The organism is Thermococcus sp. (assembly GCF_027023865.1).
Classification (GTDB): Archaea; Methanobacteriota_B; Thermococci; order Thermococcales; family Thermococcaceae; genus Thermococcus.
The window spans coordinates 92056-118477 of sequence record NZ_JALVUC010000003.1 but is presented as its reverse complement, the minus strand read 5'-3'; the positions used below and the strand labels follow the sequence as shown (position 1 = coordinate 118477).

The window sequence follows — 26422 nt, the reverse complement described above, 5'->3', positions numbered from 1 at the left end:
CTTTAAGGTTACGCCCCAATCTACCCCGGTGAACTGCATGAGAAAGTATACACTGGCATTTCTGCTCGCCTTCGTGGTTCTAGCGGCGGGCTGTATAGGTTCGGGGGGGAATAAAACGGGAACGTCAACCCCTTCTCCAACAGCAACCCAGACGGGGGTAGGGGGAATGAATTTCAGCACCTACGGAAAGGGAGGGGCCCTTGAGGACTGGGCAAAGCTCGCGAACACCTCACTGGTCTATACCAGCAAAGGCTACGAAAACATTGCCAAGCACTACTTCCCCAGCGCCAAGATACTTCCCGCGAGCGATTACAAGGGCGGTGTGGCAATACTCTCGCCGGCCGACGCGAGACCGCTCCTCCGCGGAAAGCCGATAGTTATAACCGTGCGCGACTACTTCGGCTACATCGTTTACAAGATGGGCTTCGAGTTCGTTGGGGCAGACAAGGGTGTAATGGCGGCCTTCAACAAGGACGGGAAGGCCTACTTCGTCTTCACCGGCCTGAGCAAGGCAGGAGCCGGGGCGGCTCTCGACTACGCTATGAAGCTCAAGGACGGGGCTAAGGTTCCAACCGGGGATGTCGTCCGACGCGGTCAGTTTGAGGGCATCATCCTGAAAGTTATCGGGGACACCAACTGGAACGGGGTTCCGGATAAAGGGGAGTACTGGACGATTGAGCCTTTCGCCACGGTTGAACCCTTCATTTACTACTGGCGCGTCGTCGATGGGGAGAACGTGACAGTTAAGGGCGGCTTCATTAGGCTCGTCAACGGCTCCACCGTTCACATTCACGCCCTCGGTTTCAACATGAGCGTTAAGGTTGAGAATCCGAAGAACGTCCCCATTACTTACGTTCTGGAGAACGTCAACCGTTCTGGTTAGTCGTAACTTGCGTAAAGTTTGTAAGCCTCGTTACGACTAACCTTCCAGCCTCCCTTCTTCATCGGCTGGCTTTCGGGGGGAACGGAAACTCCCCACATCTTCAAGGCTTTTAAACGAATATTCCAACTTCCAACCACATCACGGTCGGCCTCAAAACCACACTTTGAACACTTCAAAACCCTATGCCCATTCGGGCTTAGTTTTCCCCCACATACCGGGCACAGGGAAGAAGTGTAAGCAGGATTCACGAAGACAACCCTAACGCCCTTCAGCTTAGCCTTGTACTCGATGATTGACTGGAGTTTGCGAAAACTCCACCTGTGCAAACGACCATTCATTTCAGCCGAATACCTAATCGAATCCCTGATTTCAGTCAAATCCTCCAGAGCAATACCACCATACTTCTCCGCCAGCTCAACGATTTTATTGGCCAGCTTATGATACAAGTCATTCAGCCTGTTTCTTTCCCTTTGCCCATACTTTTCCAGAAGCTCTTTTCTTCGTTTCCCACTCCTCAACTTCCTCTGAATCTTTCTCCTCTTCACGTAATAACCCGTCCTAATCTCCCGCTCGTGAGTGATGATTTGGACAAACTCCCCGTTAGGAAGGCTAAGCGTTACGTTATTCTCGTTTAAATCCACACCGACAAAGGCCTTAGGCTCCCTAACCTCGACTTCTTTTGAGAATACAACGTTCAGGAAGACTCCTTTTGGAGTTCTCACCAGCCAGGCCTGTCCAACCTTCCAGTCCTTAAACCGCTCGTGATACTTGGTCGGGTAAAACTCCAGTTGAATCCTCCCTTTAGGAGTGGAGAGTTTTATTATTCTCGCCTCAAGGTCGAGTTTGAAGAGGTGGTCGTCCAGCATTATGACTTCTTTTTTGAAGACCGGTTTCCCTTTGGCTTTGCCCTTTTTCCTACGCTTCCTAAAGCTTTTGAATATCGCCGTCGCCATCTGGCAGGCCGTGTAAAGATAATGGCTTGGGAGTTCCAGATACTCCTTCCGCAAACTCTTGTAAGTCTCTTTCTTCAGTCGGTAAAAGCTCGTAACCTTGTTCTCGAAAGCGTAAGCGATTAGAAAATTCACGATTTCACGATAAGTCCGGAAAAGCTCGTCTAACCCTCCGGGTGTTTCTTTCAGCTTGAATTTGGCAGTGAGTTTAATCGTCTCTGAGGGCATTCTTTACCGCCTCGACGAGGCGTTTTTTCTTGTGAGAACGCATGCCATAAAGCTTTCCGGCGAAGGAAGTTACGATGGCCAAAAGGTCTTCGACCAACTCCTTCTCTGGAGTTTTGTCCTCCTCGTCAAAAATTACTTCAATTTCAACGCCGTGAGAGTTGAAGTATTGTTCAAGGTATCTGAAGCCGAAGCGAGTAAGTCTGTCCTTGTAAGTTATCACGACTTTGGTTATCTCTCCGCTCTCGACGAGTTTGAAGAGCTGTTTTAATCCCCTCCGGTTCTCGTTTAAGCCTGATGAAATGTCCGTAAGAATTTTAGCCACTTGATAACCTTTGGAGGAGCAGTAGTTCTTGAGGTATTCTACTTGTCTCTCAAGGTCTTCTTTTTGGTCCCGGCTTGGGACTCTGGCGTAAACCACGACTTTATCGGGGATTTTGCCTTCAAGAATCCTCTTGATTTCGCTTTCCGGAACGCGGTATTCTTTGCCAATCCTGTGGGCTTTGAGTTTTCCCGATTTAATCCAGCGGAGGACTGTCATCTTGGAAACTCCGAGTTTCTTTGCGACTTCACCAGTCCGGTAAAGCCTCACCGCTCTCGCCCAAAAGAAGTTAGTGCCAAAAATATTTAAAAGTTTTGTTTGTTATTATTTATGAAACAGCTCAAATTTATGATCCTCCCTTCAAACGCGAGAGTTGTGGGCAACACCACCGTCGAGTTCACAACCGATAAGACGAGTTTCTCCCTAGTTGCGAAGAACGTGAGCAACTACACCGTTCTGGCCTTCGGGGACCACAGGCCGCCAAGCGGGGTTAAACCGCCGGGGGTATTCCTGAAGATACGCAACGACATCAACGAGGATAAGGGCGCCTTCATCATAGACGGCGGTGACCTCGTTTACTCGGGAACCGTTGAACAGTGGGCGGCCCTTCTCAAGGTCTGGAAGTGGAACAAGCCGATATTCGTCGCCCCCGGCAACCACGAGTACCAGGGTGACGGGATAAGCATATTCCACCGCATCTTTGGCCCAAGCAACTACGCCTTCAGCCTCGGGGGGTACCGTTACATCATCATTAACGACGTCGAGGACAACTACGGACTCAACAACGAGACGTTCAAATGGATTGACGGGCAGATGAAGCTCGCTAATGAGAGCGGCCAGAGACCGGTCCTAGTTCTCCACGCCCCGCCGGTAGACCCACGGTCCAACGGCCACCACTCCATGAATCCAAAGGATGGGAAGAGGCTCCTGACCATGATGAAGGCGTACAACGCCTTTGGAATTTTCAGCCACATCCACATATACTGGTACGGCGAGGAGGACGGTGTCCAGATGCTCATAACCGGTGGCGGCGGTGCACCGCTCTACGCTCCACCTGATCAGGGCGGCTTCTACCACTACGTCAGACTAACGATGGAGGCCAACGGAACCATCTCAGTGAAGCCGATGAAGGTTCAGCCTTGACTTCTCCCAATATTTTCTATAGTGCTATATAGAGATGTCAATCAAACTATATTCTACTGCGGCAAGATATTTATAGATTTTTCGTTACCAGTTCCGGTGAACACGATGGACGCATGGTTGCTGATAACGATAGCCCTTGGTTTCTGGATGGCATGGAACATTGGTGCCAATGATGTCGCGAACTCGATGGGAACTGCGGTGGGTGCGAAGGCCATAACTCCCAAGCAGGCCGCGGTCATAGCCGGTCTGATGAACTTCATTGGGGCGTACTTCTTTGGCAAGAGCGTTACCGAGACAATAAGGAAGGGAATACTCGACATCAACATGATACACAATCCCATGGTCATCGTCTACGGCTCTCTTGCGGCACTCCTTGCGGCAAGTATATGGCTCATCTTCGCGACTTACAACGGACTGCCAGTTTCAACAACCCATTCGATAATCGGTGGTGTCGTTGGCTACGGCCTCGTCTATGCAGGAACGGCCATAGTGGACTGGTGGAAGTTAGGACAGGTTGTCCTCAGTTGGATACTCTCCCCAATACTCGGCGCGATCGTTGCGTTCTTCGTGTTTCTGGCGGTGAAGCGGAGCATACTGGCCCGAGAGGACCCGCTCGGAAGTGCCAGGCGCTGGGCGCCTTTCTGGACCGGGCTGGCGTTCGTCGTTATCGGAACGATGTTCTATATCAAAGTTCTCCACGGTTCCAACCTGCTTAAAGGGATGGTTTTTTACGGAATTCCCGTGGGTTTCGCGATTTTCATCCTCAGCTACGCGCTCATAAAGGTCCGCTTCAGGCCGAAGGACCCTTACCTCGGCGTCGAGAGGATATTCAGAAAAGTGCAAGTTGTTACGTCGGCCTATGTTGCCCTCGCCCACGGCTCCAACGATGTCGCCAATGCCGTCGGACCGATAGCGGCCGCATACGCTGTCCTATCGATGGGTTTAAAAGGCATGGAGGTTCCGGTTCCAAGGTGGATACTGGCCCTCGGGGGCCTTGGCATTGCGATTGGGATATTCACCTACGGTTACAAGGTCATGGAAACCGTGGGGAAGAGGATAACAGAGCTGACGAACACGAGAGGCTTTTCAATAGACTTCTCGGCCGCTACGGTTATTCTCGTAGCCAGTTGGCTCGGAATGCCAATCTCCACAACTCACGTTGTCGTCGGCGCCGTCGTCGGCGTTGGGCTGGCCAGGGGCGTCAAGGCGATAAACACTTCAATACTGAAGGATATAATCATCTCGTGGTTCGTTACCGTTCCGGTTGCCGCCGCGATAAGCGCGGTCATATTCAAGGTCTTCCTGTTGGTGGGGTGATAGCATGCAGGTCTGGATGAAACTCTTTGCAAAAAGCCCGTTTAAACCTCTGATAAAACACTCCGAGGCCGTTCTGGAAACGGTTGAAACCCTTGAAAAGGCAATTAACGCCTGGTACAACGGAAATTACGAGGAGATGAGGGATCTGGCTGTTGAGGTGGACCGCCTTGAGGACGTCGCAGACAGAATAAAGGAGGGGATAAGAGACTCACTAAACTCGAAGCTCATGATGGCGGTCTCTCGCGAGGACGTTCTTATCTACCTCCACATGCAGGACAAGGTGGCCGATGCCGCAGAAGACACAGCGAAGTGGCTCCTCGTGAAGAAGCCCGGTGCGGTTCCGGACGAGTTGAAGGCCCCCATAATCCAGATGGGGGTGGAGAGCATAAAGGCGGCGAAGCTAGTTCACAAGGCGATAGTCCAGATGGACAGGGTCATAGAGAGCGGCTTTGCAGAGAAGGAGATAGCGGAGGAGTACGGAATAATCCATGAGATAGAGAGCGTTGAGAGCAAAATAGACGGCCTCGACACCAAGCTTATGCAAAAGGTCTTCGAGATGGAGGGCAGTCTGAGCTGGGGCGACGGTCTTTACATTCTCAACGTGGCGAGAACACTCAGCAATATCTCAGACAAGGCAAAGGACGCGGCGGAAAGAATAAGGCTCATGATGAACAAGTGAGTAACTCTTTTCTTTAAATAACCAACGGAAGAATGACAAGAGAAGAACAAGAGTCTCAGATGGCTATCATCGTCGAGGTCATCTGGATCTCAGACATTTTCCTTATCTTCTCGGTTATGAACTGGTCAAGGCCCTTCAGCGTGTCGGTTTCGATCTTGACGACGAGGTCGTATTCCCCATAGACCACGTAGGCCTCCTTAACCTCAGGCATGGCAAGAAGCTTTTCCATAACTTCCCTTTCCTTTCCAGCGGCCGTAACCATCAGAATAAAAGCCGTCACCATGGTTATCACCAAAAGTATTTTATCCCGCAGGTATTTAAGTCTATCGAGGGACATGTTCGATCACATCATAAGCGGTTCGCTCCTCGAGGATTTTCTTTCTCACCTCAAATCCCTCGGAATCACCGAGGTTAAACCCTACTCAAAGGGAACCACGGGACTGGTTTTTTTGGGCGAAATGGACGGAAAGCGGGTCGTTATCAAGCTGCAGAGACCTGATTCGCCGAGGCAGAATTTCAAGCGGGAGGCGGAGCTAGTAAGGGTGATTGAACCCTTTGGAGTAACACCGCCCCTCTTTGCCTACGGGAGATTTGAAAACCTCGATTACATCATCAGGGAGTTCGCCAAAGGGGAGATAATACTACAGGCAGACCTTGAGAGACGCCACATCTTCAAGATAGTCGAAAAAACCGCCCTGCTTGACAGGCTCGGCCTTGACCACGGGCAGATACAAGGAGGAAAACACATAATAATCGGGGAGGATGTTTATATAATAGACTTCGAGAAGGCCGGTTGGAGGAAGCCAAAGAACCTGACCTCTGCTATAGCCATGCTTTTCCTAAATGACAACATCATTTCAAAGAGGTTAAGAAAGAAGTTTGGGGTGGATGAAGATTTCCTTTTATCGCTGAGAGGCGAGCTCACTAAATACAAGAGAACGGGAAGACTCTCAAACCTTTTGAGCCTCCTTTCCAGCCTTTAACCTATCCACGTAGAGTGCCAACAGGGGTATGACAACGGCAAGGGCGACAAGCCCCACCCTCGGAGCCCAGAGGCGGTTGAAGCCGAGTAAGATGGTTGCCGTTATCCCTATCATAAGAAAGAGGTCCCTATCGTAGAGCCGGGACTTTGCCAGAATGTTCTGATCGCGGGCTATGTACGTCAGGTAGAGGGGTATCACCACAGCGGCAAAGGCTATACCTAAGTACGTCCTAAAGAGCAGTGAGATAGCGATTCCGACCGTGAGAAGGATTCCAACCGCGTATTCTTCTTTCATAAACCCACCTGGCCTGGGGTTAGCCTTATATACTTTTAAACCTCTCTCATAGATAGGTGATACCGTTATGAGCAATATCGAATGGGATGAGAAGACATTTTCTAGATTTGCCTACCTTGGCGACCCAAGGATAAACGGCAGCCTCGCTGTTTATACCTTGACCAAGGCCAACATGGAGGACAACAAGTACGAGAGCACCATTGTCATTGAAAACCTTAAAACCGGTTCAAGGCGCTTCGTTGATAACGCATCAATGCCCAGGATTTCTCCAAATGGACGGAAGCTTGCCTTTATGAGATCAAACGAGGAGAAAAAGGCGAGTGAGATATGGGTCGCCGACCTTCAGACACTCAGTGCCAAGCGCGTTTTGACCGCCAAGAACATCCGCTCCATCCAGTGGAATGATGATTCAAGGCGACTTTTGGTGGTCGGCTTCAAGAGACGCGACGACGATGACTTCGTCTTTGAGGACGACATTCCAGCTTGGTTCGACGGTATGGGATTCTTGGACGGTGAAAAAACTACTTTCTGGGTGCTTGACACTGAGAGTGAGGAGATAATCGAAGAGTTCGAGAAGCCCCGCTTCTCCAGTGGAATCTGGCACGGCGATGCGATAGCTGTGAACATCCCGCACCGGGAGGACTCAAAGCCAGCTCTCTTCAAGTTCTGGGATATTCTCCTGTGGAATGAAGGTGAAGAAAAGAAACTCTTTGAAAGGGTCTCCTTCGAGGCTGTCGATTCCGACGGGAAAAGCCTACTCCTCCATGGGAAGAAAGAAAAGCGTTTCATGAGCGAGCATGACTGGCTCTACATCTGGGACGGGGGACTCAAGTCGGTCTATGAAGGGCCACTCAGCGCGGGGCAGGCTAGGCTCGACGGCGGAAAGGCCTACTTCACGCTCGCGGATGCAGGAAGGGTGAACCTCTACCTCTGGGACGGCGAGGTGAAACCGATAACAGTCGGTGACCACTGGGTGATGGGCTTCGACGCCCACGAAGGAAAGGTCGCAGCCCTCATTGATACCGCGACGAGGCTGAGAGAGCTTTATATCTACGACGGCAAGCTTAAGCAACTAACGGACTACAACGGGCCGATATTCTCAAAGCTGAAAACCTTCGAGCCAAGACACTTCAGGTTCAAGAGAGGGGATCTTGAGATAGACGGCTGGTATCTCAAGCCCGAGCTGAAGGAAGAAGAGAAGGCACCGGTCATTGTTTTCGCCCACGGCGGACCAAAGGGGATGTACGGCCACTACTTCAAGTACGAAATGCAGCTGATGGCAAGCAAGGGCTACTACGTCGCTTTCGTGAACCCACGCGGCAGCGACGGCTACACCGAGGACTTTGCGCTTAGAGTCCTTGAGAGAACGGGCCTGGAAGACTTCCAGGATATTATGAACGGTATCAAGGAGTTCTTTAAGCTTGAGCCGCAAGCCGACAGGGAGCGCGTTGGAATAACGGGCATAAGCTACGGCGGTTTCATGACGAACTGGGCTTTAACTCAGAGCGATCTTTTTAAGGCAGGAATAAGCGAGAACGGAATAAGCTACTGGCTGACGAGCCACGCCTTCTCCGACGTAGGCCTCTGGTACGACGTTGAAGTCATCGGGCCGAACCCGCTGGAGAACGAGAACTACAGGAAGCTAAGCCCTCTCTTCTACGCGAAGAACGTTAAGGTGCCGCTCCTGCTCATCCATAGCCTTGAAGACTACCGCTGTCCGCTCGACCAGAGTCTGATGTTTTACCACGTGCTAAAAGACCTCGGCAAGGAAGCTTACATCGCGATATTCAAGAAGGGCCCACACGGTCACAGCATGAGGGGAAGCCCGAGACACCGCTCCAAGCGCTACAAGCTCTTCATCGAGTTCTTTGAGAGGAAGTTAAAGGAGTACAAGGAGGGCTTCGACGCCGAGAAGATTCTGAAATCAGGGGGGACTGACTTTACTTTCCCCTTTTTGGCTTTTCTGCGACTACTCCAAGTGCTTCCTCCACCTTTCTAACGTCCACAAATCCGACCCTTCTCAGGCGCTCCATTACCCCCCGAGGGAGGTCTTTTTTTCTGTATTTTCTCCCAGGGTTACCTACGTAATGGAAGAGCCTCCCTCCCGGCTTCAAAACCCTGAACAGCTCGCGGTAGAACTCCTTCGAGTAAAGCTGACCGGCCAAAGAAAAGCGTGGTGGGTCGTGGATTACGACATCAAAGCTCTCGTCCTTAAAGCGCTTCGCCACATCGAACGCATCTCCCTGAACTACCTGGATCCTCCCACCGGTGAACAGTTCCCTGCTCCAGGGATTTATCCTGGCGAGTTCAATCACGTTGGGATCCTTCTCAATCGTTATGACGTACGCCCCCCGCTTTGAGGCCTCTATGGCAGTGTAACCGAGCCCCATGCAGGTGTCAAGGACAGTCTCACCCTCCCCAGGCTTCACCGCGTTCACCTTGTCCCTCGTATCTTGGAGGGGGTTGGTTTCCTTCGTCCTGTGCATTCTTATGCCGTTTATCTCTATCGTCGGTGGAATCGTTGGGACAAGCTTGTAATAACCTTCACAAGCTATCGCCGCCTTATAAACTCCGCTTTTGACGAAGTAAACGGTATCGTCATCTCTTGCGATCCTCTCGATTACTCCCATTTCAACCCTAGTCCCATCTGGAAAGACGAACTCCCCGCCTTTTAGGAGAATTTCAAATGTCCTGTTCGTTTTCCTGAGGTCTAAGTTGAGTTTCACCCTCCCCTTGGAGAGGATTAACCTCCTCGCGTCCTTGGGGGTGAGGAAGTACACTTCATCCACCGTTTCCACCGGAGCATTACGTCGTGAAAACCCTTTTATATCTGCTGGTTGAAGTCTTAATACGGTGCCGGGGTGAGGTGCATGGATCTGCTGCCTGAACGGATGCCAACGGGCATAATAGGCTTTGACGAACTCGTCGAGGGCGGTCTGTTAGCAGGGAAGACCTACCTGCTTGTGGGACCCCCGGGAAGCGGGAAGACAACATTTGCAATGCAGTTTCTCCTAGAAGGCGCGAGGAGGGGAGAGAACACCGCCTACATCTCGCTCATCCACGACCCTAACGAGGCGGTTAAAGACGTTGCCCGTTTTGACCCTTCCATATGGAGCTACGTGAAGTCTGGGAGGATAGTTCTTCACGACTATGGAAAAACGCTCTGGAAGGGAGCCGGAAAACCCCCAACCTGGGGAAGCGTTCTGATGAGCATCAAAGAGCTGGCTGGATTTCAAAAGGTAAACCGCCTGGTGATAGACCCCCTCAGCGCGATAGAATTCCACAACACAAACCCTGCCGAAAAGAGGGCACAGCTCGCGAATTTTATAAGGGCAATAGAGGAAATGGGCATAACCGCCATCCTCGTTACTGAGCTGATGGACATGGACAAGTACACCGACGAACACTACCTCGCGGACGGTGTTATACTGCTCCACTACTTTATGGACGACTCATCCGGGAGAATGGTTCGAGGGATACAGGTTCTCAAGATGCGCAGGACAAAACACGATACGGGGATACTCCCACTCAGGTTTTCCTCCCGCGGGCTTAAGGTCGTGGGGGAGGAAGGAGAATGAAAAAGCCGCCGCGGATTGAAGAAGTGAAGCTGGAGGAGGATCCGGTTAGGAAGGCTTTCCTAGCGGGCTACTGGATAGGGTACACTGGAAGCTCCGAGTGGGTCGGGAGGGGAAACGAGCTTAAGAGACTTGTCCTCAACTGGGCCGAGCACTCTGGAAAGCTGGGTGAGGCACTCAAGGCCTACCGCGCAGGGAAGAACAAAGGCAGGGCTCTTAAGGAAGGAGAGATCCTGAGAAGACTCTCATATAAGATTAATGGGGAGAAGGGTGGAAGGGCGAGAACCCCCGTAGTCCTCGTCAGCGGGAGAAGGAGCAGGAAAAGCAGGGAAAAAATACTGAACCGTGTCAGTGTCCTCAACATACCCGGGGTACTCAAGAGGAGAAAAATGCTCAGGAGCCCGGGGTTCCTGTGGAGGGGCCTCTGAGTACCTTCTTTAGAGTCAGTGTCCCAGATGAGAGATCCACAACCGATGTGGCTGCATCCTCAAGAAGCGCCAAGAATCCCCGGTCGGACAGTTCCCGGTTGATGAAGCATATGATGCGCTTATTCCTGTCAGAGAGAGGCGGACACATAGTCAAACATCCCCAGAACCACGCGCGGGGAACCACCGTGTATCCGTGGAAGGTGCTCGATTCCAAACATCAATATCGTGCCCTCAAATTGGTCGAGCTTCCGTGAGATTTTTTCAATTATCACTGCTGGGTCGCTCCTTGGGTCAAGCTTTAGGATTACAACACCCCACTCGGTCCTACCTCCAATCTTTATTACCCGCATGTTGTCGAATAGGTTCTTAAGCTCCACTGAACCCATACCAGCCACCTTCCAGAAGGTAACCCCTATGTCAACGATATCAACTGCGACCACCCCACCGTCCACGGTCCTAAGTATCTCAAGAAGAGTGGAACCCTTAGGAATCGTTGGGGTATACTCAAAGACCGCAAGACCATCACCGGTTATGCCCTCTGAGAGCCTGATAAACGGGGCCTCGGTTTTAATCAGTGCAGTCTCAGGTGTTACCTCAACGACGTGCTGTTTATCAGCCTCTAGGCTCTTGAGAACCTCCCTACGCACCACACCCTTGTTGAGGAAGAGGAACGTGAGCTTGCTCTCCGGTGCAATCAGCGGGCGCTCAATGACTTCAAAATAGCGTTCAAGGGAAGTAGCATCGTCCTGGAAGGGATAGATAAACTTCTCAAGCCCCAAGACGATGACGACCCTGGGTAAGCCAGCGTTCCTCATGAAGAAGTCCCTGACCGCTTTGGAGTACCTGGCAATGTGGTACTCAAAGTCAATACTGGGTGGAACCTCACCGAGTATGTTGCCAACCCTTACCCTCCCACCCTCTTTGACGACGCTGAACGCATCTAGTGGGATGGAGAAGCCGCGAACGCGGAGGTGCTCCATAAAGAGGTGGAGCGTGTCGAGTATATCAACCACCAGGATTGGATAGCCAAGGGAGGAGTACCTCTCAACTATCTCACGGAACGCTAACTCCGGGCTTGAGAGGGGATCGTACTCGATCAGGGCAGTTTCACCAGGTCTGATAGCATCTAACAGGAATTCAAGCATGGTATCACCCCACCACTCGTTCAAAGACCCTTCTGAAGTTTCCAAAGGTGATTGCATCGACCTCCTTTCCACTGAACCTCTCATTGAGCATCTCGATTAAACGCGGTATCCTAGACTCGTCCTCGAAGCCCTCAACGCTCCTACCACTCCAGCCGGGAAGGTAGTAGACGAAGTCGAAGCCGAGGCCAACGTGTTCATAACCGATAAGGTCAACCATGTAGGTGATGTGCTCGACATAGCGCTCAATGGTGGGCTTCTCAGGATCGACAAAGCTTGGGACTGCAACGGCACCGACAACACCATCGCGCTCCGCTATGGCCTTCAACTGCTCGTCCGTCAGGTTCCGCAGGTGGTCGCAGAGTGCCCTCGCGTTGGAGTGAGAGGCTATAACCGGAAAGGAGGTGACATCAAGCGCATCCCAGAAGCCGGCCTCGTTTATGTGACTCAGATCGATGATTATTCCAAGCTCCTCTGCCTTCCCCACAACTTCAACGCCAAAGTTGGTAAGCCCGCCGCGGGTCCTCTCAAAGACGCCGTCGCCTATGGCGTTTCTCAGGCTCCACGTCAGGGTTAAAACCCTAAGTCCAAGCCGGTGGAAGACCTTCAGGAGGTCAAGGTTCGTCCCTATTGGCTCTCCCCCCTCGAGTCCAAGCCACAGGGCCACTCTCCCGTGTTCTATGGCGGAATCCATCCCATCAACATTCGTAACGAGTTCAAAGTGCCTGCTCTCAGCAATGTCGTTCAAGAGAGCGTTAACCACGCTGAGTCCGTATTCAACCGCGTCCTTCCGTCTCCTCGGAGGCGTCCAGACGGCCATCACCCTCGCGGAAACGTTTCTAAAGAAGCGGTCGAAGTTCTCCTCGAGGACACCGGAGTGACCCTTGGAGCGCTCAGCGTAGACGAGGGTTGGTATGTCCGAGTGGGCATCAAATATCACCGTTCTCCCCTCACGGCGTTTATCTCTATCATAGCCTCATCCCTGACGGCGGGGTCAGGGATGCTCTCAACGATCTTAAGGGCGGCCTCGTAGTCGCCCCTGGTGAGGAGCTCAAAGGCTATGACTTTCAGGGCCTCGCTCTTCTTACGGAGGTCCACAATTCCAGCGGCGAATTTCAGGGCCTCTTTAAGGTTTCCAAGCTCGGTGAGGAGCCTGACTATAATCCGAACATTTGAGTCAGTAAAGCGCGAGGAGGTGCACTTCTTAAAAGCCTCGCTCACTATATCAAGATACTCAGGATTGTTAACCCGTTTCAACCAGAGGGAGACCTCAAGGTAGCCTATAAACCTAGCAACTCCACTGTACATCTTGTCTATCAGTGCGAGGGCATAGCGGTTTCTGCCCTCAAGAACTGCTGACCTGATGAAAGGCAGCCCGACGTCGTAAACGGTCTTTGCAAGCTCTATCTTCTTCTCGACCATAGCCGCTCTCTGGTTGACACTGAGCTTGTCGAATATATCGAAAGCGGCCCTGTAAAACTCCAGCGCGTCCTTGGAAGGCAGTCCATCACCGGCCTTCTCCATAAGCTCGGCTATCCTCATCATCCCATCGACCTTGAGCCTGTAGGCTGCCTCGGCACCCACGAGGGCATCAAAGGCGGCGTTGAACGTTTCCAGCGCCTGCTCGGAATAACCTGAGATCGCGAGGTAATATGCGAGTATCGACGTTGAGACCGCTCTGTCAACGGGGTTATCTATGGAGTCTGCCTCGGCAACGGCGAGATCAAAGAAGTCCACAACCTCGTCGGTGTAACCAATAGCGGCCAGGGTCGAAGCAAGGAGTGCGTACCCTGCAACCCTATCCGAGGGATCATCGGCCCCTTCAATTACGTAAGCGGCGTCATCAACAAGCTCTGGTATCCACTCCAAAGGTCCGTTGTTGTAAACCCCGCGTATGATGCGGGTGATAGCGTCAATCCGGTCAAGAGGGTCATCAAGCTCCGCTATTCTCTCAAGGGCTTCTTCATACTGTCCCCTTTCAATCAGAGGTACCACATCATCAAGCGTTGTCATATCAAGCTAAAAATCCGCGCCAAATCCTTATAAATCTTTGTCGGCCATTCCATGTGGTAGCCATGCTGACTCTCGCGCTTTACAACACGTACGACAAGAAGAAACTCCACGAAGCCCATTTAAGGGCCATAGCGAGGGCCGGGCCTATCGCCTACGCCTACGGCTTCCACCTAGCCTTGATAGGATTTCCGTTAAAGGGAAGGCCACCAGACGTTGCGGAGGAGATAAGGAAGCACACAACGGTGGGGGAAAGGGGAGAATACCTCATAGATCTGGCTGGGAAAAACGCCTTTCACCTGCTCGAATTCCCCGAGAAAGGATTCTCACCCCAGTTCGGGACGGTAGTTGCCACGACAAGGAAACCCTCTGCCGATAAGTCTATAACTCCGTTTGAAGTGGCGGAGCGGGCACTGAGGGGCGAGAGCTTTCTTCTACTGGTGGGGCTCGGAAGGCACGGACTTCCAAAGGAAACCTTTAAGTTGGCTCGCCACCACATGGACGTGACCGGGAGGGGCGTCAGCCTCGAGACCTGCACCGCAATAGGTGCCATCCCTGTGAGAATAAGCACATTTATGGAGGCCCTAAGATGGAAGACGGATGGAAGAAGGAACTCGCATGGGTTTTGATAGTTATAGTGGCGGTTTTCGCCTTTGAATACGGCCTCAAATTTGCCCTCCACACGGATTCTCCGCTCGTTATAGTCGTCAGCGGCTCGATGGAACCCGTTTTCTATCGCGGCGACGTCGTTCTGCTTGAGGGGATTAATATGAACAACATAAACAGCATCCACGTCAACGACGTCGTAGTTTACAAGCGCCCCGGCTACGAGTACCCGATAATCCATAGAGTTAGGGAGATAAGCGAGGTAAACCTCGGGGGGAAGACAGAGAAGTGCTTCCTAACATGGGGGGACAACAATCCCGTTCCTGACCCGCCGTATCCAACGAAATACGGCGAAATACCCTGCGTTCCAGCCTATGCCGTCGAGGACAAGGCCCTCTTCGTCTTCCCGAAGATAGGTCTCATATCCCTCTGGATAAGGGACGCCCTCGGCCTGGGGGGCTAATCAACCTGATCCCCACCTGAGGGCTTTTTCCCAACTATAAGACGAACGATTCCATGGTAGTAGCTCTCCTTATGCTCAACCTCGAAGTATCGCCTGACGAGAAGGTGGGTATCCCTGAGGGTGTCGTCGTCGAGAAGGGGTTTGAGGATAAGCTTCATCGGCCAGAGGAAGAGACAATCGACCAGCTTCGAATCGCTCCTTGTGTGCTCGAGGAAGATCGCCCGCCCACCGGGTTTCAGAACGCGGAAGATTTCATTCATGCCACTCTCCGGGTCGGGAACGGTGCAGAAGACAAAGGAGCTGATGACAGTATTGAAGATTTCATCGGGGAAGGGCAGGTTCTCGACGTCGGCCCCCCTGAAGCAGGCATTGAGACCGAGTTCTCCCACCTTTTTCCTGGCAATCTCAAGCGCCTCCGGAACGGCATCGATTCCACACAGTTCCACCTCCTTTGGGTAATACTGCAGAGTCTTGCCTACCCCAATGCCCACCTCAAGAACGCGCTTTCTCCTGATGAACGAGATTGCCCTCTGTCTCAGGGGACAAAAAACCCGTCAAGGGGCTTTTCAAGCGAATCATAATAGTTAGCAATTCTTGCATACTTCTCGCGGAACGGCATAACTGGAAAAACCGCAGGGCTTTTAAAAAAGGTTTCCAATGGGAAACGGTGGGAGCATGCCATACCTGATAATCGAGCACCTCGAGGATATAAGCGAGTGGCTTTGGCTGGAGTACAGTCACGTGGCTGAGTGGTGGAAGGATAAGCTCGTCTTCACGAACGTCCGCGGAGACGAGAGGAAAAGGCTGGCGAAGCTGGGGAGTGTCGTAACGGAGAGCGTTACCCGCTTCCCATTCAACCGCTCAAAGCTCATAGTCCTTGACCTTCAGGCGGGGGAGAAGCTTAAGCCCGAAGATGTAGAAGAGGATACGATGATAGTCGTTGGTGGAATACTCGGCGATGCGGTTCCGAGGGGCAGAACGAAGAAGTTCATAACGTCGAGGATGAAGGGCGTTAAGGTGAGACATATAGGAAAACCCCAGTACTCAATAGACGGGGCTTCGATAGTGGCGAGGCTCATAGCGGACGGCAAAAGGCTGGAGGAGATTGAATACGAGGAGAACCCGACGATAAGGCTCGATGAGTTCAGCGAGATAACCCTCCACTACGCGGTGCCCAAACTGGACGGAAGGCTTTTGCTTACTCCAGGCCTGATAGAACTCCAAAGGGGAGAACTCGGCTACACAGGTGCAGACGATGAGATAAGCGATGAGGAATTAGTGGAGTTCTTTGAGGGGAGGAGGGAGCTTTAAACCCGACCTTATATAAACCTCTATCCCGTCTCTTGAGTAAACGCGAACGTATTCGGCCTTTACCATTTCCTTCAGTCTCTTAAGGTACACACGACCCCGATACGTTTTCATATCCACCAACACCAAATCAGGCACGGTTTTAGCGGGATAGACGTATACATTCTGCTTGGAGGTTAAAGCGGGATAAAAAGCTGGTTGAGTGTAGACGGAAAGGTTAGTCTCAAGGAGGGCACCAACAACTTTCCAGGCCGTTTTGTAGCCGGGAATCGGTTCAAAGACAGAGTAGTAAACCATAGAGAACTGCCCCTTCGGCGGTTTTCCAGTAACAGGCATCGTCGCCCACGACGTCATGAACCCAAGGACGAACAAAACCGAAAGGATCTTTCTGATATCAACCTCTCTAAGTGCAAAGACGGCCCCAACAAAGGAAAGAGGAACAAGCATGTAAGGATAGTGAAAGCCAAAGGTGTACTGGCTTGCCCGCGAGGCCAGGAGGCTTTCAAGCCAGGGAAGAGCCAGGAGAAGCCAATTACGTGGGAGAAAGAGTGGTAAAAGTCCAAAGCTCAAATTGAAAAGAAGGAAGTAGGTGAGCTTTCTTCCGGTTATGTGAACGTGTTGGTAGAGATTACTGTAGATGTAGCCCCTTCCAAAGTAGGGAACCACGAGCTTGATAACGATGATACCATACAGGACGGCAAGAGCCGCGAGGATAACAAAGCGTGAATTTTTCTTTAGTCCCTCAAAGGAGAGACCGTCACGGATTGCCCACCACATGGCCAGTGAGGCAACTCCAAGAAACGCATCTTCCTTCACCAAGAGGATCAGAAAGGACGTCATGATGAAGGCGCACTCCCTTTTATCGACGAGAAAGATGGAAGCGAGTAGAAACAGCGGAACCGCAAGAGAAACGGGATGGAACTCGAATAGGTTTATTCCAACAAGCGAGGAATTAGAGGCGTAAAGAACCGTTAATGGGAGGGCCAATTTCTCTCCGAGGACTTTCTTTGCTAGAGCATATGCGAGGATAACCGAGAAGCCCAGGGCCAGACTTTGAACTACGAGAAGTGTAACCGCCGAGGGATGAATCCAGAAAATCGGAACCAACAGAAAAAGAACGGGCTGGAAGTGAACCCCGAAATGAGTCGAAACATCATGGAACTGCCACTCAAGAGTGTTGAAAAAGAACCCCCCATGGAGGGCCGAATAAAGCGACTGGGTGAATATGCCCAAGTCAAAACTAGAGTAGCGGAAGTATTTAAACTTAAGAAAGCTTAGATGAACCATGATGAGCGAGTAAAATACCCCAACGGTAACCGCAGTTAAGTCGTAAGTGGATAACCTGAATTTTAAATTAAATCTCACCACGGTGAGAGTTAAAAACTGGAATTAAAAAAGTTTCGGTCGTCAGAACATACTGGATACAGCCTCCCGCACGGCTTCACGGTCCTCCTTATCCACAACCAGGAAAACCTCCTGGACGGAGCCATCACTCTTGGCTATGAGTTTTAACCCCGTTTTCGTCTCGCGGGAAACCTTTATCTCGAAGCCCCGTGAATCGCTGGCGTATATCCTGCCCGGGATAACCTTTTTAACTCCCGGAATTCGGGCTATCTCCTCAAGCGGTTTCTCAAGATCCTTGAGAAAGTGGTGCTCCCTCTTGACTCCCCTGCGAAAGTGCTTAGGCATGGTGGGAGGAGGGAAGAGAGGTTTTTAGGCGTTACGCTCTCTTCCTTACCTTGACAGCGACGCCCTTTTTAGAGCGAACCATCTCCTCTCCAGATAGAACGGCCTTCCCAACGGCCACAACGGTACCATCGCGAACTATGCCAACGATGTCGTTGGGCCTTATCCTCTCGTCCGCCTCATCAACGCCAACCGCGAAGACGTCTCCCCTGAGATCGAAGTCAACTTTCACCCAGTAGGCCTTGAGCCTATCGTAGATGCGCCCCATTCCAAAGGGTGTGACACTTATAACGCCGTCCTTGAAGGTCCCGGTCTGCTGGTTACCAACGAAGAGGCGGAGCATCTTTGAGCCTTTGACCTTTCCTGTCTCAGGGAGAACGGCCTCTCCTGCTCCAGAGCCAAAGTGAAAGTCGAAGACCTTCCTTATGTTCTCAAAGTAGCGATAGGTTCTGTCTTCCTTGGTTCCTTCAATCTCAAACTCCTTCAGCGTCTCGGCGAGGGATTTCAAACTTTCGTTACTCGTCGTGCCGTTCTTCACTTCCGTGAAGATTATCTCCTTTCCGGTCATTTTGGAGGCGAGCCTCGCGATTTCGACGTATGCTTCGTCGAGGTGAGCTATAACCGGGACATCCTTAGGGTACTTCTCAAGGATCTTGGCCAGAAGCTCTGCCGCCGGCTTTATCTCCTCCTCGCTCCAGTGGCCGGTAACGACTATGTCGTACTTGGCCAGCCACTCCCACTCGCGCGGGACGACGCCGAACGGGGAAGTTAAGATCAACTCGTGAACCCTGAAAATTCCAGAGCCGAGGGCGTCTTTAACCGCCTTCCTGTAGAGGATGTGTGAGCGGGAGAATGAGTAGGGTTTTTTGGCAGAGCAGGGAAAGAGGAGTACAAGCTCGGTGTTCTTCGGTGGGGTAAAACGCTCTTCAACGCGCTCGTGCCACCTCCTCACTTCCGGCCTCCTTATCGAGGCGTCACTTATGAAGTAGAGGGTCTCTTTCTGAATTGGAGTGTACTTTTCGAGGTAATCCCCGTGCTCCAGGTCAGCTATTCTCAAAGTTCCTGCGTGGTACTGGGTCGGGAAGTAGTTCTCCACCAGGTAGCGGAGCTTCCCGCTTTCTAGGGCCTTCCGCACTTCAGTAATGGTCTCCCTGGCGAAGTCGAAGGAATTCGGAGTATCACTCCAGATGAACGGGCTGAACCCGGTGAATCCTTTGCCCTCGAAGTCGTAGAGCCTGAGCGAGCGGGTGTCGAATGCATCTATCCCGAGATAGACAGAGAGGGGGTAGAAGAAAGGTTCCAGATCGGCTATTATCATGACGTTCGGGAACCTCTCGCGCAGTTCCCTTAGAATTCTCACGAAGTAGCGGTACTCCTTGGCGAGGGTTTTGGAGTTTCCAAGGTAGATGGCCTCGAAGCTGTATCGTTCCATTATCTTGAAGAACTCCCCCAGGTACTCGGTTCTCCTCAAAGCCGGGAAGTAGAAGGCGTTGAAGCCCCCGTAGTCCACGCTCCAGAGCCTTCCGAGGGCCTTCTCAATAACCTCGCCCGGCGTGTAGAAACCAAGGGGGATGGAAGGGGCGAGGTTGAAGTCATAGCTACCCGGCCCGTCCGGGTGGAAGAAGGAGTTGAACGGGGAGAGGGTGAAGTCTATCCCAACTAAGGCGGGAGTTTCAAAGGAGCGCTCCCCCAACTTAACCAGGCCCAGCCTTCCAGGCCCCTCGTGCCTAAGGACCTCCATAGTCAGGCCTCAAACTAGGTTGTACCTCTGGAGGAGCAGCAGCTCGTCGAGAGTGAGCTTCTCGCCCTTCTTGAACTTCTCAAGGGCCTCAACGGCCTTCTCAAAGCTGACATCCTTCCTTGCATGCATCCTAGCGACGAGGCGATAGGCTATAAGCTCCTTGTGTTTCTCGTCGTACTCGCGTATCTTCTTCTCAAGAGCACGGAGTTCCTTCCTAACATCCCTCATCTTGTCGCGAAGCTCGACAACCTTGGCGTGGTATTCGTCGGCCTCTTTCTTGACCTCGTCGGCCTTGTTGAATGCCCCTATCATCTGCTCGTGGAACTGCTGGCTCTGGTTTGCCAGCTTCTGTATCTCGAGGCTGATATTCCTCCTAGCCTTCTTGAGCTGGTCGACCTTCTTCCTGCTCTCAACGAGCTTCTTGTGGAAGCGGTCGGCCTGCTGGATTATCTCAAGCTCCGTTGCAAGAACCTGTATCTGGTCTACTATCTGCTTCTCCCTGTCGGGAGTGATGTTCGGGTTGGTTTGCAATTCCCACTCAAGTTTCTCTATCTTCTCCTGGATCTTCTCAGGTGGCATTTTGAGCCTGCGGAGCTGGTTGTACTCGTCCCTCTTCGTCCGGTACTCCAGTATCTCCTGATAGAGGAGATCGAGCTTCGCGTTTATCTCCTCTCGGTTCTTTTTAAGCTCCTGTATCTGCTTGTTGATCTCATCACGCTTAGCCTTGTATTCCCTGCCTTTCTGGCGGAGTTGCTGAACCTCCTTGTTCTTCTCGTCCCTCTTCTGAATCCATCCCTGGAGCTCCTTTTCAAGCTCGTCAAGTTTGGCCCTTATCTCGTTTCTCTCCTTTTCAAGGGCCTCCATCTCCCTCTTGATCCTCTTAATTTCCGCTGGGTCAACTTTCGTCTGCATCGCTCTTACCCCTCTCCCTTTTTAGAACAGCTGTCCTGCTCAAACATTCTGAACCCAGAAAGGGAACAGTAAATAAAAACTTTTTGGCCGGGTGACCACCAACGGGATGAAAAGAAGAAACGCAACCACTCATCCAACGACCTGCGTGCCTGTTTTCCCTTCGAGGGCTTCAACTGCCCTGTCAAGGACCGCTATAACCGCCCGCTCCCCACCCCACTCAACGAAGCGCATCGCGGCGAGAACCTTGGGCCCCATGCTACCCCTCTTGAAGTGGCCCTCATCGTAATAGCGTTTCAGTTCATTCACCGTAACCCTTTCGAGCCAGCGCTCGTTTTCCTTGCCGTAGTTCACCGCGGCACCATTGACGTCTGTGAGGATCATGAAGATGTCCGCTTTGACCTCCTCCGCCAGCCTCTCACCGGCGAGATCCTTGTCTATGACGGCTTCGACGCCCTTGAGCTGACCATCTTCCTCGATTACTGGAACGCCGCCACCGCCACTCGCTATGACGATGAAACCCTTCTCAACGAGGTTGACTAGGACTGGCGCTTCAACGTGACACCTTGGGTCTGGACTCGGTACGACGCGCCTCCAGCCCCTTCCAGCATCCTCCACAACAGTCCAACCCTTCTCCTCCGCGAGCTTCTTTGCCGTTTCCTCGTCGTAGAACGGGCCAACCGGCTTGCTTGGGTGCTGAAAGGCGGGGTCGTCCTTATCAACAACTGTCTGGGTGACTATCGTTGCAACGGGCCTCTCGATCCCACGCTTCCTCAGCTCGTTGATCAGGGCTTGCTGAATCATGTAACCTATCTGCCCCTGCGTCATGGCTCCGGCAACGTCCATCGGCTGGGCGGGAATGTCGTAGAGCTGCTGGCCGGCGTCCATGTGAAGGAGGAGAGCACCGACCTGCGGGCCGTTTCCGTGGGTGATGACGACCTCGTAACCCCTCTCAATCATATCGACTATCTGTCCGGCAGTTTCCATGACGTTTTCCCTTTGCTCCTCGTAAGTACCTCTTTGGCCCCTCTGGAGAATGGCGTTGCCCCCTAGGGCTATGACTACCCTCTTCATTCTCTCACCTCCGGGAAGGATAAGTACGTTTGCGAGCATAAAAACGTTCGTTAGGTGCCAAGACTGTTCACTGGAAAAAGGTTCGACTGGTGCGGGGATAAGTTGACAAAGGTAAAGGCAAATAGAAGCGGGAGATTCAAAGGTACCACTCCGAGAAGCTGCCCATACCAAGCCTCTCAATGGTTCTCATCACACCCAGCGCGATGCCTTCAACCTCTATCCCGCCGGGAAGCTTGTAGGCGTCGCCAACGATGTAGACATCCCGAATCGGGAAGTTCTCAACCGTCTGCCCGCTGGCGACCCTGTTGACGGGGTTCCCGTCAAGGTAGGTCTGGACGAGGAGGATTTCACCCTCTTTATCAAGGTTCGGAAAGATTTTATAGATATCCTCGATCCCCTTCTCCTGCTCGGCCTTGACGTTCCTTGACTGAAGAGCGTGATGGAGCATAATCAGTGTATAACCCTCTTTAGCCAGCTCAGGGCTGAGCGATGAGGGTTCATTGTAGCCATTTATCCTCCCAGTGTCAAGGGTGAAGACGACGGTATTACCTATCCTCGGTTCTCCCTTCAGGGCAACGTTGTATTTGATGCCTTCGCTCGGTTTGAGGGCATCTACACGCTTGAGATAATCACGGTCGAAGTTGTCTCTACCGATGAGTTCAACGGTCTCCTTTATTCCAGCGTTGGAGATCAGTACGTCGTAGGCGAACTCTTCGCCATCGGCGGTGATGACCTTCTTTTCCTCGGGATCAATCCCAACGACCCTCTTCCTCGTTAGGACTCTTCCGCCGCTTTCCTCAGTTATCCTCACCAGCTCGCCGGTTATGACCTTACAGCCACCTTTTATCAGCCCCGGCCCGCCCCATCTCAGCACCGCCTTTATTTCCTTCGCCAGCTCCCCGGCTGGAACATCCAGAACGCTGTCCGCCCAGCCGAGGAAGCTTTTAATGAAGAGGTCAACGAACTCATTGTCGCCAATTTTCTCCCCTATCCACTCCCTCCCGCTCATCTCGGCTTCTTCGCCCGTGGGGGGTCTGTTCCTTTTTATGTCTACCAGAAGTTTCATTGCCTTAACTCTCTCCATCCAGCCGAGGTATTTCCAGCCGTCGCGGTAGTGAAAGGTCTTTCCCCCGTAGAATATCCTGCCCTTTGGCTTTGAGTTAACTATCTTGACGTTTGCACCGAGGAGGTTAAGGAGGTATGCCAGAGGACCGTCTTCGCCGTGGGGGAGCATGTGGAACGCCCCTGTAGAGAGGCCGAAGCCCCTGTAATCTAAATTCGTGAAGCGGCCGCCAACGTAGGGAGCCTTCTCAAGGACGGTAACTTCATAGCCCCTCTTTGCAAGGAACGATGACATCAAGAGCCCACCGATTCCAGAGCCTATCACCACTGCCCTCATTCTATCACCTGAAGAGATGAGGTGACAGGGGACTATAAGAGTTTGGCCGTTGCACGGTCATGCAACTCTTTTACTTAAGTTTCTTTTGACTCGTTCTAAGATTAAAATTTGTGTTAGAATAAATTTATACTCGAAAAAAAAAGGAAGAATTTTTACTTAAAGTAAAAGGAAAAACTTATAAGATGAAGTTGGTCAAAATATAATGCAAAAACTTCCGGAGGTGAACTCTATGCGGTGGAAGCTACTTGTAGGGGCCTTATTAATAGCTTCCATCTTCCTAGCTGTAACAGCCAGTGCCACACCAATCGGCAAGATTGATGTAAAAGTTTCCACGCCACAGGGTTTACGGGGAGCCAAAGTGTACTACGACGTATGGACATTCACCAAAAATGGAAGCATTGTAGTCATAAAGAGAGGCACGCTCGGTGGTCATCTCTTCTTTAAAAACAGTATTTATCTGTCTAAAGGTGAACTTCAGGAGATTAAAAATAGTGCGGATACTATTGGCTCAAAAACTTCCTTCATAGGGGTGGATCTGTGGATAGAAAAGGATGGTAAAGTGTACAGTTTGATTGACGGGGTTGATAAGCCCCTGAGTGCCTTGAGTGGATGGGGATTTGAGAAAAGCATAGAACTCACGCCAAACTTCAAAGATGCTTCCGCAGTACCCATCCCTCATGAGAGGATAAAAACTCTATCAAAAGAGATCACACCAGAGAGCCCAACAGAGCACTGGTACGAATGGAGAACGGTCGATGAACGGTATTTCACCGACGTTAAAATACCTCTATTGATAGTTCACAAAACCTCAAAGACTAAAATCAGCGCTACAGTTCAACTCGGAGCAGAACACGGGTCGTACATGGGGCCTGATATTGTAGTTGCCATTGGAGATAAGATCTCAGATAAAACATCTTTTGATCCGAGTTCGATAAAACTGAAGGTTCTGGGTAGGTCTTTTACAGATTGGTATCGTGGTGGAAGCATAATGAACATGGGGGCAGACAACACGTGGGGGTACATCTGGGTAAGAGGCACAGTTCATTATATACATCAAAAGGAGTACTACTGTTATAAAAGTGCTTATCATTCCCAGCCAACGTGCATATTCACCGGAAATGAGAGGTACTTCGCAAAGATCGATCACTTCGATACCTCATCGCAACACGGTTCGGTTAAGGACATAAAATCGGGGGTAAGCTTTGAGAGGCCGCAATTTTATACTGAGGGTATACCGGTTGAATACGTGACTCTAAGTGGTTCCAAGGGCAGGGACATTTACCTTGCAGATTTCTTTAACAGGATATACACTGGAACAAAAGGTTATTCCTTTGGGGTAGGAGTTCCAGTGGGAGCGCTAATAAACTACCTCACCAGGGAAAGCTTACCGGCATGGTTCGATGCACTCCTCGTGGGCTTCAGTGTTGAGGGTTACTCCACATATGCGGTAATGGGTGAAATTAGGAACGACGGTCCAATCAACAATGTGGTATTCTCAGCAGAGAAATCAGCATACAAAATGTCAATTCCCATCAACAAACCGTGGTGGGAGCTATGGGGGTCAGATCACGTGGATACCAACGTTCCAGTAGGGTTTTATGTTGAGGTATTCAATTGAAGTATCCGAATACAGGGAACTTCTGGAGGGTTAAAAATGAACGTGATAGAAATCAACAACCTCACTAAGATATATCCCGACGGCACAAAGGCCAACGATGGAATCTCAATCCGCATTGGAAAGAACGAAATCGTTGGGATCATAGGTCCCAACGGCGCTGGAAAAACTACACTAATACGACAGCTTTTGGGACTTTTGAAGCCAACAAGCGGCTCAATTAAAGTAATGAGCGAAGACATTGAAGACAACGCCGATATCATAAAGAAAACCCTCGCCTACGTGCCCCAGTATCCCCTCAGCTTTCCCTCTTTGAGGGTTGAGGAGGTGCTGGAATACGTCCTTAGGATGAGGGGCAAAAACATTTCAGAAGATGAAATAAGAGAACGAATATCTAATGTTTTGAACCTCGTGGGCCTCAGTGGAGCAGCAAAGTTCTTCGGGTATCAGCTGTCGGGAGGCATGAAGAAGTCCCTACTGTTGGCAATGGCCCTCGTTCAGGAGCTTCCCGTTCTCGTGCTCGACGAACCAACGAGCATGGTAGACATCGTTACAAAGCACCGGCTGTGGGAGGTGATAAGGGACTCCAACCGTGAAGGGACCCTCCTCGCCAGCCACGACATGAACGAGGTAAAAGCCCTGTGCGACAGGGTATACCTTCTCCTCCACGGGAAAATAGTGGCCTCTGGCACTCCAGCGGATATGGTCTCAATGATTAAGATGCCCACTGAAGTTCGTCTTATACCGCAGAGGGAGATACCCTCAAGCGTCCTTCCAAAGGAGCACAGAAAGCGTGGACACCTCTATGAGCTGGCGTTTGAGACGCTTGAAGATGCCCTGGATACTGTAGAGACGGTCCTCAAGACTGCAGGCGTGTCTTACCTCGAAATCGAGTCCCCCTCATTTGAGAACCTTGTGATAAACCTCATAGGGAGGGATGGCGAATGATTCGCCCTCTAATCGGAATGGAGCTAAGGGGTATGAGGATCTACAAAACGTTTCTCTTCGTCAATCTCCTACTTATGCCGCTGGCCCTGCTCTTCATGATGATCATGGACTCCACCTCAAGAACGCCTGAGGATATCTCGTACCTCGTGAGTGGCTTTATCGTTGTTTCGCTGGTAAGCTCTTTTCTTGGGACACTGACGAGCAGGGTCAGCAACGTCTTCGAACCCAGCGTTCTTGAGCTGTATTCAACGCTACCCCCGAGGATATCGACAGTAGTCTTCGCCCAGTTCCTCACATATTCTCTCCTGGTTCTCCCCCAAGTGCTTATCGGTCTCGCAGTTATTGTTTACTACCAAGGAGCAGGTAGGATAAACATCTTTCTCCTGATCCTGGCCCTTTTGATCACTTTTAGTGAGCTGGGGACACTTGCCGTCTCCATAGGTGCGAAGATTGGAAACCCCTACAAGGCGATGGCCGTTACCGGGATACTGCCCTGGCTTCTTGTAGTGTTCTCTCCGGCCTACTACCGCTCCAGCTTTCCGGCGCTCTATCTGAATCCCGTTACCTACCTACTATCCTGCATCCGCTCGGCCATTGGACTGCAGAGTGTAAGCTCCATACCCTGGCTGGTCTCAGCGGGCTTAACAGGAATTTTCTTGCTCTTTGCACTCAGAAGTCTACGTTCCGGCTATATGCTTGAGAAGCCGTTTTAACCCTTCTCA

Annotated in this window: 29 protein-coding genes; 14 read left to right on the top strand and 15 right to left on the bottom strand. The window is 51.5% G+C overall.

Annotation, left to right across the window (positions count from 1 at the left end):
- Positions 1 to 28 precede the first annotated feature (28 nt).
- Positions 29 to 883, top strand: coding sequence for a hypothetical protein (locus tag MV421_RS01085; RefSeq protein ID WP_297417983.1), 855 nt, complete (start codon positions 29 to 31; stop codon positions 881 to 883).
- Here the strand turns inward: MV421_RS01085 and MV421_RS01080 are convergent.
- Positions 880 to 2061 carry a transposase gene (locus MV421_RS01080; RefSeq protein WP_297503209.1) on the bottom strand — a complete coding sequence of 394 codons (1182 nt, stop codon included), beginning with the start codon at positions 2059 to 2061 and terminating at the stop codon, positions 880 to 882. The two genes, MV421_RS01085 and MV421_RS01080, sit on opposite strands and share 4 nt — an antisense overlap.
- Positions 2042 to 2650: an IS607 family transposase gene (locus tag MV421_RS01075; RefSeq protein WP_297503207.1), complete on the bottom strand. Its 609-nt coding sequence runs from the start codon at positions 2648 to 2650 to the stop codon at positions 2042 to 2044. Before MV421_RS01075 ends, MV421_RS01080 begins: the two co-directional genes overlap by 20 nt.
- Positions 2651 to 2710: 60 nt before the next feature.
- Here MV421_RS01075 and MV421_RS01070 point away from each other — a divergent pair, with 60 nt between their 5' ends.
- From MV421_RS01070 to MV421_RS01060, 3 genes are all read left to right on the top strand, one after another.
- On the top strand, positions 2711 to 3523 hold the full coding sequence (locus MV421_RS01070; RefSeq protein WP_297503205.1) for a metallophosphoesterase: 813 nt from the start codon (positions 2711 to 2713) through the stop codon (positions 3521 to 3523).
- Between the two features lie 105 nt (positions 3524 to 3628).
- Positions 3629 to 4840, top strand: a complete 1212-nt coding sequence (locus tag MV421_RS01065) for an inorganic phosphate transporter (protein ID WP_297421858.1) — start codon at positions 3629 to 3631, stop codon at positions 4838 to 4840.
- A 4-nt stretch (positions 4841 to 4844) separates the two neighbouring features.
- Entirely contained in the window at positions 4845 to 5519 is a 675-nt protein-coding gene (locus tag MV421_RS01060; protein ID WP_297421845.1) for a TIGR00153 family protein, read from the top strand.
- A gap of 55 nt (positions 5520 to 5574) precedes the next feature.
- Here MV421_RS01060 and MV421_RS01055 read toward each other — a convergent pair whose 3' ends face one another.
- Positions 5575 to 5802 carry an Lrp/AsnC ligand binding domain-containing protein gene (locus tag MV421_RS01055; protein ID WP_297503239.1) on the bottom strand — a complete coding sequence of 76 codons (228 nt, stop codon included), beginning with the start codon at positions 5800 to 5802 and terminating at the stop codon, positions 5575 to 5577.
- 52 nt (positions 5803 to 5854) lie between these two features.
- Here MV421_RS01055 and MV421_RS01050 point away from each other — a divergent pair, with 52 nt between their 5' ends.
- Complete coding sequence (locus MV421_RS01050) at positions 5855 to 6502, top strand: serine/threonine protein kinase (RefSeq protein WP_297421847.1); 648 nt, start codon at positions 5855 to 5857, stop codon at positions 6500 to 6502.
- On the opposite strand, the gene MV421_RS01045 is transcribed toward MV421_RS01050, so the two are convergent.
- On the bottom strand, positions 6470 to 6796 hold the full coding sequence (locus tag MV421_RS01045; protein WP_297421849.1) for a hypothetical protein: 327 nt from the start codon (positions 6794 to 6796) through the stop codon (positions 6470 to 6472). The genes MV421_RS01050 and MV421_RS01045 overlap by 33 nt on opposite strands.
- Positions 6797 to 6863: 67 nt before the next feature.
- Here MV421_RS01045 and MV421_RS01040 point away from each other — a divergent pair, with 67 nt between their 5' ends.
- On the top strand, positions 6864 to 8795 hold the full coding sequence (locus tag MV421_RS01040; RefSeq protein ID WP_297503203.1) for a S9 family peptidase: 1932 nt from the start codon (positions 6864 to 6866) through the stop codon (positions 8793 to 8795).
- Here MV421_RS01040 and MV421_RS01035 read toward each other — a convergent pair.
- Positions 8737 to 9585: a methyltransferase domain-containing protein gene (locus MV421_RS01035; protein ID WP_297421852.1), complete on the bottom strand. Its 849-nt coding sequence runs from the start codon at positions 9583 to 9585 to the stop codon at positions 8737 to 8739. The two genes, MV421_RS01040 and MV421_RS01035, sit on opposite strands and share 59 nt — an antisense overlap.
- A gap of 81 nt (positions 9586 to 9666) precedes the next feature.
- Between MV421_RS01035 and MV421_RS01030 the strand changes: the two genes are divergently transcribed.
- Together MV421_RS01030 and MV421_RS01025 are read left to right on the top strand one after the other, a co-directional pair.
- Positions 9667 to 10374, top strand: coding sequence for an RAD55 family ATPase (locus MV421_RS01030; RefSeq protein ID WP_297421862.1), 708 nt, complete (start codon positions 9667 to 9669; stop codon positions 10372 to 10374).
- Positions 10371 to 10799, top strand: a complete 429-nt coding sequence (locus MV421_RS01025) for a hypothetical protein (protein ID WP_297421854.1) — start codon at positions 10371 to 10373, stop codon at positions 10797 to 10799. The genes MV421_RS01030 and MV421_RS01025 overlap by 4 nt, the downstream gene beginning before the upstream one ends.
- A gap of 128 nt (positions 10800 to 10927) precedes the next feature.
- Here the strand turns inward: MV421_RS01025 and MV421_RS01020 are convergent, their stop codons facing one another.
- From MV421_RS01020 to MV421_RS01010, 3 genes are read right to left on the bottom strand one after another with little or no spacing between them, the layout of a single operon-like run.
- Positions 10928 to 11944: a DUF257 family protein gene (locus MV421_RS01020; RefSeq protein WP_297517686.1), complete on the bottom strand. Its 1017-nt coding sequence runs from the start codon at positions 11942 to 11944 to the stop codon at positions 10928 to 10930.
- 4 nt (positions 11945 to 11948) lie between these two features.
- Positions 11949 to 12881 (bottom strand): dipeptidase, encoded by a 933-nt coding sequence (locus tag MV421_RS01015; RefSeq protein ID WP_297420710.1) that lies wholly within the window; start codon positions 12879 to 12881, stop codon positions 11949 to 11951.
- Positions 12878 to 13954: a hypothetical protein gene (locus tag MV421_RS01010; protein WP_297503199.1), complete on the bottom strand. Its 1077-nt coding sequence runs from the start codon at positions 13952 to 13954 to the stop codon at positions 12878 to 12880. Before MV421_RS01010 ends, MV421_RS01015 begins: the two co-directional genes overlap by 4 nt.
- A 62-nt stretch (positions 13955 to 14016) precedes the next feature.
- On the opposite strand from MV421_RS01010, the gene MV421_RS01005 reads away from it, so the two are divergent.
- Complete coding sequence (locus MV421_RS01005; protein WP_297420782.1) at positions 14017 to 14580, top strand: DUF531 domain-containing protein; 564 nt, start codon at positions 14017 to 14019, stop codon at positions 14578 to 14580.
- Positions 14541 to 15020 carry a signal peptidase I gene (locus MV421_RS01000; protein ID WP_297517683.1) on the top strand — a complete coding sequence of 160 codons (480 nt, stop codon included), beginning with the start codon at positions 14541 to 14543 and terminating at the stop codon, positions 15018 to 15020. The genes MV421_RS01005 and MV421_RS01000 overlap by 40 nt, the downstream gene beginning before the upstream one ends.
- Here the strand turns inward: MV421_RS01000 and MV421_RS00995 are convergent.
- Positions 15017 to 15511 carry a class I SAM-dependent methyltransferase gene (locus MV421_RS00995; protein ID WP_297517679.1) on the bottom strand — a complete coding sequence of 165 codons (495 nt, stop codon included), beginning with the start codon at positions 15509 to 15511 and terminating at the stop codon, positions 15017 to 15019. The two genes, MV421_RS01000 and MV421_RS00995, sit on opposite strands and share 4 nt — an antisense overlap.
- 184 nt (positions 15512 to 15695) lie before the next feature.
- Between MV421_RS00995 and MV421_RS00990 the strand changes: the two genes are divergently transcribed.
- On the top strand, positions 15696 to 16331 hold the full coding sequence (locus tag MV421_RS00990; RefSeq protein ID WP_297420784.1) for a hypothetical protein: 636 nt from the start codon (positions 15696 to 15698) through the stop codon (positions 16329 to 16331).
- Here MV421_RS00990 and MV421_RS00985 read toward each other — a convergent pair.
- The 6 genes from MV421_RS00985 to MV421_RS00960 all read right to left on the bottom strand — a co-directional run bounded on the left by MV421_RS00985 (position 16296) and on the right by MV421_RS00960 (position 23137).
- On the bottom strand, positions 16296 to 17696 hold the full coding sequence (locus MV421_RS00985; RefSeq protein WP_297420718.1) for a DUF2079 domain-containing protein: 1401 nt from the start codon (positions 17694 to 17696) through the stop codon (positions 16296 to 16298). The genes MV421_RS00990 and MV421_RS00985 overlap by 36 nt on opposite strands.
- 39 nt (positions 17697 to 17735) lie before the next feature.
- Positions 17736 to 18017 carry a DUF2103 domain-containing protein gene (locus MV421_RS00980; RefSeq protein WP_297420720.1) on the bottom strand — a complete coding sequence of 94 codons (282 nt, stop codon included), beginning with the start codon at positions 18015 to 18017 and terminating at the stop codon, positions 17736 to 17738.
- A gap of 31 nt (positions 18018 to 18048) precedes the next feature.
- Positions 18049 to 19755: an archaeosine synthase subunit alpha gene (gene arcS / locus MV421_RS00975; RefSeq protein WP_297420722.1), complete on the bottom strand. Its 1707-nt coding sequence runs from the start codon at positions 19753 to 19755 to the stop codon at positions 18049 to 18051.
- 9 nt (positions 19756 to 19764) lie between these two features.
- The gene (locus MV421_RS00970; RefSeq protein WP_297420724.1) at positions 19765 to 20667 is read right to left on the bottom strand and encodes a coiled-coil protein; all 903 of its coding nucleotides are present in this window, start codon (positions 20665 to 20667) and stop codon (positions 19765 to 19767) included.
- Positions 20668 to 20796: 129 nt separating this feature from the next.
- Positions 20797 to 21738, bottom strand: coding sequence for a carbamate kinase (gene arcC, locus MV421_RS00965; protein ID WP_297420726.1), 942 nt, complete (start codon positions 21736 to 21738; stop codon positions 20797 to 20799).
- Between the two features lie 136 nt (positions 21739 to 21874).
- A complete protein-coding gene (locus tag MV421_RS00960; protein WP_297420728.1) occupies positions 21875 to 23137 on the bottom strand; it encodes an NAD(P)-binding protein in 1263 nt (420 codons plus the stop codon).
- 229 nt (positions 23138 to 23366) lie between these two features.
- Here MV421_RS00960 and MV421_RS00955 point away from each other — a divergent pair, with 229 nt between their 5' ends.
- The 3 genes from MV421_RS00955 to MV421_RS00945 are packed head-to-tail and all read left to right on the top strand — an operon-like array spanning position 23367 to position 26413.
- Positions 23367 to 24755, top strand: coding sequence for a hypothetical protein (locus tag MV421_RS00955; RefSeq protein ID WP_297420730.1), 1389 nt, complete (start codon positions 23367 to 23369; stop codon positions 24753 to 24755).
- A 36-nt stretch (positions 24756 to 24791) separates the two neighbouring features.
- Positions 24792 to 25700 carry an ABC transporter ATP-binding protein gene (locus MV421_RS00950; protein ID WP_297420732.1) on the top strand — a complete coding sequence of 303 codons (909 nt, stop codon included), beginning with the start codon at positions 24792 to 24794 and terminating at the stop codon, positions 25698 to 25700.
- Positions 25697 to 26413 (top strand): hypothetical protein, encoded by a 717-nt coding sequence (locus MV421_RS00945; RefSeq protein ID WP_297420734.1) that lies wholly within the window; start codon positions 25697 to 25699, stop codon positions 26411 to 26413. The genes MV421_RS00950 and MV421_RS00945 overlap by 4 nt, the downstream gene beginning before the upstream one ends.
- Positions 26414 to 26422: the final 9 nt, after the last annotated feature.